Origin of the sequence: Paraeggerthella sp. Marseille-Q4926, assembly GCF_916618935.1 — a bacterium.
Lineage (GTDB): Bacteria > Actinomycetota > Coriobacteriia > Coriobacteriales > Eggerthellaceae > Paraeggerthella > Paraeggerthella hominis.
The window spans coordinates 98,632-111,845 of record NZ_CAKAKF010000003.1; the positions used below are offsets into that span (position 1 = coordinate 98,632).

At 63.3% G+C, this 13,214-nt stretch carries 10 protein-coding genes; 2 read left to right on the forward strand and 8 right to left on the reverse strand.

What is annotated here, in order from left to right; genetic code table 11:
- Window positions 1-388 precede the first annotated feature (388 nt).
- The gene (locus LG373_RS05545; RefSeq protein WP_225749248.1) at window positions 389-1,432 is read left to right on the forward strand and encodes a hypothetical protein; all 1,044 of its coding nucleotides are present in this window, start codon (window positions 389-391) and stop codon (window positions 1,430-1,432) included.
- A 234-nt stretch (window positions 1,433-1,666) separates the two neighbouring features.
- Here the strand turns inward: LG373_RS05545 and tatA are convergent, their stop codons facing one another.
- Window positions 1,667-1,930 carry a twin-arginine translocase TatA/TatE family subunit gene (tatA, locus tag LG373_RS05550; RefSeq protein WP_114565762.1) on the reverse strand — a complete coding sequence of 88 codons (264 nt, stop codon included), beginning with the start codon at window positions 1,928-1,930 and terminating at the stop codon, window positions 1,667-1,669.
- A gap of 538 nt (window positions 1,931-2,468) precedes the next feature.
- Here tatA and LG373_RS05555 point away from each other — a divergent pair.
- Window positions 2,469-3,191 carry a hypothetical protein gene (locus LG373_RS05555; protein WP_225749249.1) on the forward strand — a complete coding sequence of 241 codons (723 nt, stop codon included), beginning with the start codon at window positions 2,469-2,471 and terminating at the stop codon, window positions 3,189-3,191.
- A 63-nt stretch (window positions 3,192-3,254) separates the two neighbouring features.
- On the opposite strand, the gene LG373_RS05560 is transcribed toward LG373_RS05555, so the two are convergent.
- From LG373_RS05560 to LG373_RS05595, 7 genes are all read right to left on the reverse strand, one after another.
- Window positions 3,255-4,007, reverse strand: a complete 753-nt coding sequence (locus tag LG373_RS05560) for a formate dehydrogenase accessory sulfurtransferase FdhD (protein WP_225749250.1) — start codon at window positions 4,005-4,007, stop codon at window positions 3,255-3,257.
- A gap of 88 nt (window positions 4,008-4,095) precedes the next feature.
- Entirely contained in the window at window positions 4,096-4,995 is a 900-nt protein-coding gene (locus LG373_RS05565) for a formate dehydrogenase accessory protein FdhE (RefSeq protein ID WP_225749251.1), read from the reverse strand.
- A 186-nt stretch (window positions 4,996-5,181) separates the two neighbouring features.
- Complete coding sequence (locus tag LG373_RS05570) at window positions 5,182-5,943, reverse strand: cytochrome b/b6 domain-containing protein (RefSeq protein WP_114565766.1); 762 nt, start codon at window positions 5,941-5,943, stop codon at window positions 5,182-5,184.
- Complete coding sequence (locus tag LG373_RS05575) at window positions 5,943-6,863, reverse strand: 4Fe-4S dicluster domain-containing protein (protein ID WP_114565767.1); 921 nt, start codon at window positions 6,861-6,863, stop codon at window positions 5,943-5,945. Before LG373_RS05575 ends, LG373_RS05570 begins: the two co-directional genes overlap by 1 nt.
- 15 nt (window positions 6,864-6,878) lie before the next feature.
- Entirely contained in the window at window positions 6,879-10,016 is a 3,138-nt protein-coding gene (locus LG373_RS05580) for a molybdopterin-dependent oxidoreductase (RefSeq protein ID WP_255616275.1), read from the reverse strand.
- A gap of 410 nt (window positions 10,017-10,426) precedes the next feature.
- A complete protein-coding gene (locus LG373_RS05590; protein WP_114565770.1) occupies window positions 10,427-11,275 on the reverse strand; it encodes an alcohol dehydrogenase in 849 nt (282 codons plus the stop codon).
- Between the two features lie 128 nt (window positions 11,276-11,403).
- Complete coding sequence (locus tag LG373_RS05595; RefSeq protein WP_225749254.1) at window positions 11,404-13,008, reverse strand: GNAT family N-acetyltransferase; 1,605 nt, start codon at window positions 13,006-13,008, stop codon at window positions 11,404-11,406.
- Window positions 13,009-13,214: the final 206 nt, after the last annotated feature.

Below are 13,214 nucleotides of genomic sequence, written 5' to 3' on the forward strand. Positions count from 1 at the left end.
GCACCCCCCCCCATGCGGCACGGCACGGCACGGCACGGCACGGCACGAAAGTTTCGTCCGCCCGCAAGCCCCGATAGGCCGCCGCGCGCGAAAAACTCCCATCTTTGGCAGGTTTTTCGTGCGCAACCACGCGAGGCGGCGAAAAAGAAGAGGCTCCTGGCGCGCAAGGGCATCCCTCCCCGAACCGCTGAAGCAGACGTGCTGCGAATACCCTGCAGAACGAGCCGATCGAACGATGTCGACAACAGCCCAGCATCGAAACGCTCGGACCCGTAGGGGGGGTCATTCCGCCGCAGTCTTGACGAGGCGCTTTTTCGATAGCCTATAATCGTTTCAAGCGTCATGCGGAAACGCGACGCCTGCACCTTTCGCGATCAAAGGATTCGCCATGAAACGAGCTTCGATACTCTTCCTCGTCGGCACGATGGCCTTTGCGGCAATCGGCTTTTACGGCTGCGCTTCGAACGGCGAACGGGACACTTCCGCCAACGCCTCTATCGGCATCATCGAAACGCGCGAAACGGCCAAGACGAGCAGGGTCGTTCTGTACGATAAGGAAATGAACGAGGTAGCGGAGCTTCCTTTGAACTATGCGGCAGTGGGCAACGCCTTTTGCGATCCCCTGGTTTACAACGGCAGCCTTTTCACTATGTCCCTGGGAAGGAGCAAGGCCAAAGACGGCAGCGCCGTCCTCCAGGTTGATCTAGGCTCCCTCTCCACCAAGGCATACGCCATCGACCAGCCGACCGTGAACGACGTGGCTGCGAGCGATAAATACGTATTCACTTGCAACGCAACAAGCCACGCAACCCGCATCAATCGCTGCCGAACCGACGACGGGAGCGTATCGAGCGTGTCCGTCGAAGGAGTTTACGTATCGAAACTCGTTTGGCACGAAGACAGCTTGTACGCTTTCGCATCGTCTCTTGACGACGGCTCTTCGACGATCTTGCGCTACGACGAGAACCTGACCCTCGAGAAATCGATCGATTCCAGCGCCTACGACTCGGACGTCTACCGGACGGTTGCGCATGACGGAGGCATCTACTATTGCGGCACCGGCCTGACGGGAAGGCAGATCGGCGTGCTCGATACCGAAGACAACACGGCGAGCACCATTCAATTGAGCAAGGGCGCCGCTTCGAGCGTGGCTTTCGCGAACGGCAAGCTTTACGTTGCCCATTACAACGTCGTCCAAGGGCAAGACGACAGCGCGCTCAGCATCGTGGATCTGGCGACGGGAGCTATCGAGGAGCATGCTTTCCAGCATGGAGCGCAGCACATGGTTGTAACCGAAGGCTCGATATACATACTTGGAGATTGGACGATATACCAATACGATGCTGAAACCATAGAGCCCCTCGGAAGCAGGTCGATCGAGAGCATGCCCGGCAGCCACAGCTATCTTTCGGGGCTGTTCTCCGTGAGTTAAAACCGCCGCCGGAACAGCCCGCATAGGCTAAGGCGCTCTCCCGAGCAGTGCGAAAGACGAGCCGTTCCCCGTCGAAGACGAACGGGGGCAGGAAGGTCGCGGGAACCGCCCGAGCTCCCGCGACCTTCCTGCCCCCGGAAACGCAACGCCCCGCGGCACGAATGCGGCGGGGCGTTGCGGGCGCGAGGGAGGGAGGGGTCGCGCCGGAAAATAGGGAATGATCTAAGTTGGTTGCTAGGCGGTCTGCGAGGTCTTCTTCGCGCGCACCGTCTTCTTCACGGGCTGGGCAGCAGGCTCGTCGTCTTCCACGACGTCCTCGACCGCCAGCTCCACGGCGTCGGAAGCGTCGTCCTTGCCGCCGCCCATGCCTTCGCGCAGGTTCTTCACGGTCTTGCCCAGAGACGCGCCCAGTTTGGGGAGGTTCTTCGGGCCGAAAATGAGCAGCACGACAGCCAGGATGATAACGAGCTCGGGAACACCCATACCAAGAATCTTCATGTAAAGCGCCTCCTACAGCGTTCTGGCGGCGCGCACCTCCTTGATGGGCCGCACCGGTTTCGATGGCGCTTACTATGCCCCATCGAAGGCGTGCCGGCTATCATGCAAACCTGTGATTTCGTACTCAATACCCAGATTTTCTTTGTCATGCAAACGGGGTACGATATGCGTCATACCAGGTCAGAACGCTGCGTGATGTACAGCTCTCAAAACTTGGAACTCAGTTGCGCCTTGCCGTTCCCCACCCGCGCCGCAACCTTAGCGCCTTCGGTTTTCAGACCGATCTCCCAACCTGAAACCAGAGCGCGCCCAACAGGAACGCTCCGCTCGGCAAACGCGCTGCGCTCGCCGGCGCGAAGGCGTTTTGCGCAGGGGAGCTGCCAAAGCTACTGTGAAGGATTCGAGGACTGCTTGTGACGGTTCCTCGCGCATTCGCACACGTATGACATGCGACGTTGCCGTTTTGTTACCATTTTGCCTCGCGGTCGCAACCACACCAGCACAACGAACCCTACGCGGCCGAGGAAAGGATGCTTGCATGGCATCGCGCTCTACTCGTTTCTCCTGCGCGGTCGGAACCGCGCTTGTCGTGGCGCTCGGCGCCGCATGCGCACCGGCCGCTTTCGCAGCCGAATCGCGGTCCCCGTTTGCACAGACCGCCGAACCCCTCCCGTTGAGCCAAACGGCTTTTGTCGACCTTTTGCCGTTCGCGCACGAAGATCCGACCCACGATCTGGATCAAGTGCAGGCGCTTGCCGAGCAAAGGGTGACCGAAGAGGCCGCGCGAGCCGCCGCCGAGCGGTCAAACAAGCGGCTCGACTACGACCCCGCGCTCATCGCCGCCATCGGCAACCAGCTCAACGGCGGCCACGCCATCTGCTGTCCCGCCTACGCGTGCGCTTACGGCGACGCGATCCTTACCGGGCAGGCGAACGGCCACGAGGCGTACGGATGCGGATGCTGCACGTGGCCCGGATGGGGCGGAGGGAACTCCTCGTTCCGCTCGCTCGGATCTGACGCGGCCCTATTACGAGAAGCCTACGACGAGATCGCCGCGGGCAGGCCCACCGTCATCCACGTATCCGGACCCTACGGCGAACACTGGATCTGCCTGATGGGATACCAAAACGTGCAGGACCCCGACAACCTGACGTTGGACAACTTCCTGGCCCTCGACCCCGCGAACGGAGAAGAGCACGTTGCCTCCTACCGCTACGCGCTGTACGGCGATTCCTACCAACACGTAAGCGATCTGCGCTAACGCATGCATCACGACGAAGGGCCGCTCACTGAAGCGGCCCTTCGTTTCATCGTTTGGAAAACCTTACCCCGTGATGCGCTCGGGGCAGGACAGCACCCTCAGTCGACCGTCGCGGCAATGCGAAACGAGCGTGACTCCCAAAGAGGCCGCACGTCGAACCGCTTCGTCGGTAGCCGACTTGCGTGACACCAGCACGGGGCACCCGCCGCGATACGCCTTCAGCGCCATCTCCGCGCTGATGCGCCCGGTGATGAACAGGGCCTTGTCGCGCACGTCCACACGATCGAGCCACGCCTGCCCTATCAGCTTGTCCATAGCGTTATGGCGCCCTATGTCCTCGCGCACCAGCAGCAAGCGGTCCGCCCCCGGCGCGCCCAAGCCACATCCGTGCACGCACTCGCCCGTGTTGCGCCGCGGGCTTCTTTCGCACAGCTCGTCCATGCAGGACAGAAGCGCATCGGCATCGAAGCACGCGGTCGTCGACAGCCGCGCCGCATCCGGCACGCACGCCCCGCCGCGCATGAGCGCGGACTGCGCGCAGCCCGACGACGTCACGCGATGCAGCGGCACGTAGCCGTCGGCCGCGCGCTCGCCGGAAGCCACGTACACCTCCGCCTTCTCAGGATCCGCCGTGACCTCGACCAGGCGGTCGCGATCGTTCAGCAATCCCTCCGACAACAGGTAGCCCACGGCAAGCTCGTGCAGCCCGTAGGGGCTTCCCTGGCTGACCGCCACCGGGGCGTCGTTCAAGTAGATGCGAATAGGTCGCTCGGCCGTCTCCCGCGGGACGGGCGCGGCGTATTCCACGATGGCCACAAGCGGCCTCCTTTCGTTCGTTCTCCCTGCATCCGGCGCGCAGCCGGGTGCGCTTTGCGCGTGCACGGCTGCGAACGCGCCGAAGCGATCAGCGGTTCCCGGCAGCCTGGGCGTTGGCCTGCTGATAGGCGATCAGGTCCAGGCGCGCCATCACCACGTCCTCCACCTCGAAGGAGAACGGCGCCAGCATGTCTTCCTGGTACACGGTGCGCACGTAGCCGCCGCATTCGTCGCAGGTGGCTATACGGTGCGCGTCGTCGCCCTCCACGTTGAAGTAGTGCAGGTGCGCCTGGTTCTGCGTGCCGCAGCGCGCGCAGCGAACCCGCTCGAAATCCCACGCGGTGCCGCACTGGCCGCACCACAGCTCTTTGCCGCGGCCCTGCACTGCCTGAACGTCTCCCACGCGCGCCACCGTAGCGGCGCCGCCGCACACCGGACAGCGCATCGGATGCGGTTCGGCCGCGCCCGCCTTGCGCAACGCGGAACCGACCTGGGCCGCCGGCCCGTCGATCAGCGCGCGCAACGCCAAGGATGCAGCCAGCGCCCCAACGCGAGCGGGATCTTCGTCCATGCCGTCATCGCGCAGAAGCTCCCCGAACGACTCGACGTACGCGGCAGGATCGCTCCCCGCGCGCGCCATGTCGCTCGCTGCGACCATTCGATCCCATTTCGTGCGCGCGAACGCCTCCTGCACCGTAGCAGGAAAGCCGCCGCTGTCCAGCAGGCACGCCGCCGTGCGCTCGATCGCGTCGGCAAGCGTTCCCGGGTCGATCGACACCGGCGCATGGGCGAGCACCGGCTCCGATGCGGCATACCAAGCAAGCAGGTCCTCGGCGGCGGGCACCTCGTACGACAACGCAGCGGCCCCGGCTGCCACGCTGTCCTGCACGCCCCACACCTCGCGGAAGAACGCCAAGCGGGCCGCGTCCGCGTCTTCAGATTTCGTCTTGTACGCGGCTATGGCCGCGTCGATGCGCTTCAGGTTCATTCCTGGTTCCCTCTCGTCGTATGTTCTCGTCATGTATCGAGCATCAGGTTATCCATCGGGACGCTCTGCGCGAAACCCCGGGCTTGCCAAACGGCAAGCGCTCGAGAGCGCCCCTGTGGAAGACCTGCGCCGCACCGGGCGGGCGCGAACCCGCCCGGCAGCGAAAGCCTCTACTTGCAACTACTTCTACTTCTCCACGACGTTCTTGCCGCTTGCGATCTCCTCGCGCGCCCAGTGGCCCCAGTGGTACAGGGCGTCGGACTCGGACACCATGCCGTCGCCGAACATCAGCTTGGCCGTGCCGCGGTACGGCTGGAAGATGCCCGCGCCCAAGAAGATGTGCGCCAAGCCGAACACGGCGATGAGCAAAAAGCCCACGTCGTGCAGGAACAGCGTCACGCCGTACACGCCAGCGCCGAAGTCGAACACCGTCGTGCCCAACAGCAGGATAAGGCCCGTCACGCCCATGAGCGCGCCGGCGAACCACAGCATGCCGTCGGCGAAGCGCTGGCCGGACTTCAGCTCGCGCTGGTCAGGCATGTGAATCCATTTCGCCATGAACAGGTACGGGAAGAACAGCATCATCCACTTCTTGTCGTCGGAATCCCACCGATCGAACAGGTTCTTGAAGACGTGCTTCACGCCCTTCGGAGCCATGATGGCGCTGATGAGCGGCACCGCCACGAAAACGACGCCCAGCACGCGGTGCGACATGCGAATAGCGAACACCGTGTCCGCGCCCACCGCGGCCGCCAGGGCCGGAACGAACACGAACAAACCGGAGATGCACAGCAGGATGCACGCGATGATCGTGATGCCGTGCGTCAGACGAGCCTGCAGCGAATGGCGCTTGATGTAGCGCTGCTTGCCGCTTGCCGCCAGCTGGTCCAAGAAGGCCTTGTTCTTGGCGGCTTCCTCAGCGGAAACCGCAACGGGTCCCTTACTCATCAGTTGCCTCCCTTCTTGCCCGGAAGGTTCTCGGTGATGTGCTCCATCACCGTCTCCTCGTCCTGGCCGTCGCCGTGCTTGAGCACGTTTCCGCTGTCGACGGACAACGTGTCCTCCGTCTCGGCGTTGTACGCCAGCTTGTCGCGCTTGTAGCCGATGCCCAAGACGAACATGGCGGCCAAGCCCGCAACCGTCAGGCCCGTAACGGCACCCGTGACCGGCTTCATGATCTGGGTCAGACCAACCATGGGGCTGACCTGCGGGTTCTCAACCTGGCCATGAGCCTTGACGCCGTACTTGAGAACCTGGACCACATGCAGGCCCCCGATTTCGTCCTCGCCGTAGACGCAAGCATCCGCAAAGCCCTTGCCCTGCAGGTACGCCACGCGCTCGCGGGCGATGGCCAGCATCTCCTCGCGGTCGCCGAACTTGAGGGCTTCGGGCTGGCACGTGGTTACGCATGCCGGCTGCATGCCCTGCTCGACGCGGTCGAGGCAGCCCGTGCACTTGTTGATCTTGCCGTTGGGACCGTGGTAGCGCGGCACGTCGAAAGGACATGCCGACTTGCAGTACTGGCACCCGATGCACTTGGACTCGTCAACGGACACGAAGCCCGTCTCCTCGTCCTTGGCAAGCGCGCCGCCCGGGCAGATGGTCGCGCACGGAGCGTCCGTGCAATGCTGGCACGAACGACGTCCGAACGACCACATGACCCCCTTGTCCCCGCCGGCCTCTTCATGGAAGCTGATCAAGAGACGCGTGTCGCCGTTCAAGTTCATCGGGCTTTGGTACGAACCCGTCCAAGGGTTGCCGTTCTTTTCCAGCGTGGAGGGCAGGTTGTTCCACATCTTGCACGCCACCTGGCACCCGCGGCACGCCGAGCACCGGGAGGAGTCGAACAGGATTGCTTTCTCAGTCATTTCTCATCCCCTCCCTTACGCCTTCTCAACGTCCACGAGGAACGCCTTGTACTCGGGTACGAACGTGTTGGGATCGCCCACGTTCGGCGGCAGGTCGTTCACCACGTCGCCCGTGCCGAACTCGCCCGCCCAACCGAAGTGATGGGTCATGCCCACCTGGTGAACCGTCTGGCCGTTCACGGTGAACGGCTTGAAGCGCGGCGTCACCAGCGCATGCACCTTGACCGAGCCGCGGTTGTTGAACACGCGCACCAGGTCGCCGTTAGCGATGCCCTTTTCGGCCGCCAGCTCTTCGGACATCTCGATGAACTGCTCGGGAGACGCCTCCAGCAAAGCCGGGCAGCAGCGGGTCTGGCCGCCGGTCTGCCAATGCTCGGTGACCGAGTAGGTGGTCACGGCGATGGGATACTGGCTGCGATCGCCCTTCTTCACCGACTCGTACTCGGCGAAGCGGATGCACGGCGAGTTCTGCGAGCCGTTCATCTGGTTGTCGGCCGGACTCTCGAAGGGCTCGTAATGCTCGGGAACCGGACCGTCGTTCATGCCGTAGCTGATCAGACGGGCGTTTTGCTCCCACAGCATGAAGAATGCCTTGTTGTTCGGCGGAACGGGAGTGCCGTTCTTCACCGTTACGAAGTCGGCCACGTCCACCTGGTCCCACTTCTCGCCGGTCCACTCGACCAGCTTCTTCTGGGGGTTCCAGGGCTTGCCCGCCAAGTCGGCGGACGCGCGGTTGTACAGGATGCGGCGGTTCGACGGCCAGCAGTACGCCCACTCGGAGTTCAGGCCGATACCCGACTTGTCCTCGGTGTTGCGGCGTCCGATAGGCTGTTCGGCCGGATCGAGCGGAGCCTTCTTGTTAGCCCAGAAACCAGTGTAGATCCACATGGCGCACGCCGTGGTGCCGTCCGCCTGCAGGTCGCCGTAGGTGCCCAGCAGGTCCACGTCGGCCTTGCCGAAGTCGGACGAGGCGATCTTGTAGCCGTTGAGGGCCCATGCCACGGGACGCGGATCGATCTTGCCGTCCACGTAGTAGTCCCACTTCGCGTTGAGAACGGGGGCCGGGTTCGCACCGCCCTCCTTCTTGTACAGGTCCACGATGCTCGTCCACAGAAGGTCGCAGATCTCGTAGTCGGGCTTCGCTTCCTCCCACGGATCCACGGCCGCGTAGCGGTACTGCAGCCAACGGCCCGAGTTCAGGATGATGCCGGGCTTCTCGTAGATCAACGCGGCGGGAAGGAAGTACACCGTCGTGTCGATCTGGGAGGCGTCCATGTCGGGAGCTTCCCAGAAGGTGGCGGATTCCGTGATAACCCAGTCGGCCACGACCAGCCAGTCGAGCTTCGCCATGGAGCGGCGCACGTTTCCGGCGTTCGGAGCGGAGTGGCACGGGTTCATGCCCCAGTTGAAGTAGCCCTTGATAACGCCCTTGTTCATCAGCTCGAACGAGCTCATGATAGTGTAGTCCGGGCTCTTGGGAACCTTCGGCCACCAATCGTAGCCGTAGTCGTTCTCGACCGTGGCCGCGTCGCCCCACCATTCCTTGAGCGAGGACACCAGGAACTTCGGCTTGTTGGTGTAGTAGCCGTCGGCGTAGGTTTCCTTCTCGCACCAATCGCGCAGCGTGGGCGTGCCGTACTCGGTCGGCCACTTGAGGTAGGCCGGGTGCTCGTGCACCATCATGCCCATGTCGGTTGCGCCCTGCACGTTCGGCTCGCCGCGCATGGCGTTCACGCCGCCGCCCGGCATGCCCGCGTTGCCCAGCAGAAGCTGCAGGATGGACATGGCGCGGCAGTTCTGAGCGCCGTAGTGATGCTGCGTCTGGCCGAGCGCGTACAGGATGGTGCCGGACTTGTCGGGCGCGCCCGTTGCGGCGTACGTGGCGTACACCTTCTCGAGCAGGTCCTTGTCCATGCCGCAGATACTGGACACCGTATCCAGGTCATAGCGGGAATAATGCTTCTTGAACTGCTGGAACACGCACATCGGATCCTGGAGGGTCTCGTCTTTCTTGGGCGTTTCCAGCGTCAGGGGCGTGAACGCCGGCGTGATGGGCTTGTTCACCCACGCGTAGTCGCCCGCAGCCGAGGTGTCCCACTGCGTTTCGGACTCCACTTGATAGTGCCAGCTATGGTTGTTGTACGTGGCCGTCTTGTCGTCGAAGCCCGAGAAGATGCCCGTGTTCACGTCGAACGAGTATTCGGAATCGAGCAGGTACGAGGCGTTCGTGTAGTTCAACACGTACTCGTGCTGCCACAGGTCGTTTTCGATGATGTAGTTGTACAAGCCGCCGTAGAAGGCGATGTCGGTGCCCGAGCGGATGGGGCAGTAGATGTCCGCCATCTCGGCCGAGCGGGTGTAGCGGGGGTCGACGACGATCCATGTCGCGCCCCGGTCGAGCGCCTTCTGCACCCATTTCGCGGAAACAGGGTGGTTCTCGACGTTGTTGGAGCCGATCGTCATGATGACGTCGGCGTTCTGGTAGTCGCACCAATGGCCCGTCATCGAGCCGCGACCGAATGAAGCTGCCAGACCGGCAACCGTGGGGCTGTGTCAAACACGAGCCTGGTTGTCGATGGCTATCACCCCTAACGAGCGCATCATCTTCAAGATGAGGTACTCTTCCTCGGAGTTCTGCTGGCTGCCGCCCAGGCTTGCGATGCCGGGCGTGCGGTTGACCGTGACGCCGTTGGACGTCTCCTCGAACGTGGCGTCGCGCGTCTGCTTGACCCAGCGCGCGATCTCCGCAATAGCGTCGTCCCAGGTGATGTCTTCCCATGCGGAAGAACCGGGGCGGCGCACCAGCGGCTTCGTCTTACGGTTCGGGTTCTTGATGACCTCGCGCGTCTGAGGATCAACCACGTTGCGCAACTGGAACATCGTCGCGCCCTTCGGGCACAAGCCGCCCTGGTTGATGGGATGATCGGGGTCGCCTTCGAGGTTGATCAGCTCGCCGTCGCGCGTCGAGCAGATAACCCCGCACCCACCCGAGCAGTAACAGCAGATGTTCGTGTACTCCTCGGTGTTCACGAGCTTCCAGTCTGAAGACGGCTCTACCGCGAACGCCTCCGACTGAGAGGACAGCTCAAACGCCATGGTCGCAGCTGCCGCTGCGCCAGCGGCTTTGAAAAAGCCCCTGCGTGACAGGTTCATGTCCTCGTTCTCCTTCCTTCTCGTCCAGTGAATGCACGCTTCGGGAACCAACGAGCGAAACGGCGCCGAGGGCATGGGAGACGTCGTCTTGTTCGCATGGTGCCCGGTTCGCATGCAGGGCCGCGGGCAGCAGCCCTCCGCTGCCTCGCTGTCGCGATCGTACCATTTCGGCCGAAAGCCACCTCATCAGTTTCTGATGAAACGGGGGGCTTTATGCGCGTACATGCGTAACCGGGCTGTTTTTACTCGGTGAACGGCATTCCATCAAAAATGCCCTCTGACAAGGTGCGAAGGCCAACGGCGTGTTTCCGGTGGCAGACGGCGCGCAGGAAAACGGGAGCGGTAGCAGCGACCCTTCCGGGAGACGAACGAGGACTCGTCCGCGCATTGCATACAGCAAGAACGAGTTATTACAGGTCCTCGATGACCTTGGCGGAAACCACGTTGCTCGGCGATATGAGGATGGCGCCGACCTTGCCGATTTCCGGCGCGTCGACGTAGAAGGTTCCGGAAAGCGTTTCGCCCATGACGAACAGCCCCTCGTCCTGCGTCGACACCACGATGTCCACCCCGGATACTCCCTCGAGATGCGCCTTGTCGTTAGTCACCGCCACAATGAAGTCGACCTTGTGCTCGACGAAATACGCCACCTGCTTCTCGAGGGCGCGCTTCGACAGCGGGCGGTCCACGCTGAACACACCGAACCGGTGCGCGCCTTTCTTGAGGATGGTGCCCTCGGCGTAGCGCTCGGGAGATTCCGTATCCAGCTCGAACACCGTAGCGCCCTTGCCCTCGTAGCTTGCACGGGCTTCCTCGACCGTCAACGGCTTCTTCGCTTTCGATGCCGTAGAACTGGCCGCCGACGACGCCGTTTCAAGCGCGCTGTTCTTGCGAGCCGCTTCGTCAAGCGCCTCGGGCTTCGCGCGCGCGGCATCGGCCTCGGAAGCCGAAGCAGCTGCCGAAGCCGCCGATTGCTCGCCCTCGGGGCTCTTGGACGCTTCGGACTCTTGGGGAGAAGCCGACCCGACGCCCGCGTCCGGGACAAGCGCATCGTCAGCATCGGGGTCCTCGGGCGGGACCGTGCCCGCGTACACGATGGCCGTGTAGCCGTCCATGTTGCCGAACGTGTCGTCGATGTTGGAAGCCGCAACGTTCCACGAATGCCCGGCGACCAGGTACCATCCCAAGCCGCCCAAACTGAGCACGATCAAGGCGGCGAACACCGCCAGCGCTATTTTTTCACGTGATTGAGGAGACATAATGCCGGTTATTATACCCTTGCGCGCGCAGGCCGGCGGCGGATGCGCAAACCAGACAGAATCTCGACAGGTTCCAACGTTGGCGCGCGCCTTTGCCGATACGTCCGACCAAGGCGCGCGCTAACCTGCTACCAGCACTTTTCGTAGACCACCCTGCGTTTCACGCGGCCCAGCCTATCGCGTATCTCGATATCGCCGCAGAACACGTAGCCGCACTTCTCAAGCAGCGCGCGCATGGGTTGGTTCTCCGGGTACACGTCGGCGCGCACGCTGCGCCGTCCGGCATCGCGCGCAATGCGCTCCGCCGTGCCCAGGATATAGGCGCCCACGCCGCACCGGCGCGCCTTCTCCTGAACGCACACCCAGTGCAACGCGGCGTAATCAGGCTCGCCATCAGGCGGCTCGGGCGAATCGGTGAGCCATCGCGCGCCCGTCGCGCGCCCGTACGCGGGATCTCCCGCCGGGTTTACCGCGAACATGCCCAGCACGCGCTCGGCGGGCTTCTCCGAATCGCCGTCGCTCGCCTCGCCCGCCGTCACCACCACGTACGTCTTGCCGGCGTCGATCGAGCGCATGATGCGCCGCGACGACGGGTACTTTTTCAGCCCTTCGTCAACTCCAAGGCGCGCGATGGCGCGATGGGTCTCCTCCTGCAGCAGCTGCACGCGCCTGAAATCGTCGCGCGTCGCCCGGCGCGCGGCGTAGTATCCCAGCTCGGACGCACGGCCTTGGAACAGCGGAAGATCTTCGGAGGCACCGTCGTAGGCAGCCGCCCCCTTGCCGTTGCCGCTGCCGCGATCGGTGACCAGAAACACCATGGCGATGATCATGATGCAGCCCACGATGTCGAACATGCCCACCGGCGTGCCCAGCCATACCGCGGAGATGACCGTAGCCGACACCGGCTCCACGCACCCCACCAACCCGGCGCGCACGGGACCCGCGTCCGTGATGCCCTGCAGGTAGAACAGGTACGCGGCGAACGTGCCCACGATCACCATGGCGGTCATGACGCCGATCATCATCGGGCTCACGGTCACGGGAATGGTCCAAGGCTGCACGAACACCGTCGCCACCACGCCGCCGATGAGCATGGCCAAACCCGTTACGATGAAGCTTCCCCATTTCTCGAGCACCTTGCCGGGAAGAAGCGTGTAGAACGCCAGCGCGAACGCAGAGATAAAGCCCCAGAACAGGCCTTCCGCAGGGATGGCCAACGACCCGAGGTCGCCCTTCGTGGCGATGACCACCGTGCCCGCGATGGCCAGCACCAGACCGACGGCCTCGCTTATCCTGGGCAGCCGCCGCGTGCGCAGACACACGTAGAGCATGATGAGGATAAGGCCGAGCCGCTCCAGAACCGTACCGGTGCCGGCGTTCGTGTAGGATATGGCCGTCAGATAGCTTACCTGGGTAAGCAGCACGCCAAGCAGCGCGAACGCAGCGATGCGCCCGATCGAGCGCGCATCGCGCAAAGCCGCGAACAGATTGCGCGGCTCGCGAACCATGCACACCACCAAAAAGATGAACGCAGCGGACAACAGGCGCACGCACGTGATCCATGAAACGGGAACGGCGGCGTCTCCCGTGAGGAACTGAGCGCACGTGCCGGAGAAGCCCCAGCAGATGCCGCCCAGCGCAGCACATACGACACCTCGAAAAATACGCCCGCGCGATCGTTCGCTCGAAGAACCCCCGTCGTTCGCGCTCGTCGCATCAGCTGTCTGGCCCATTCCGACCTCCCCTCGCGCATTTCGCCGCGCCGAGCGAAGCGCTTCGGGGCATAAGGTCGGGATGCGTGCTCTCCGGCTGACTGTCCATCGTTTAGTCGCGTTCGATCGGGGTGGCGCCTGCATGTTCGTCAGCACATTCTCGCACGCGGGAACAGCTCCGGTAAAGGACTTTCCGCATACTTTGAAAACTTTTTTGCAGTTGAGCG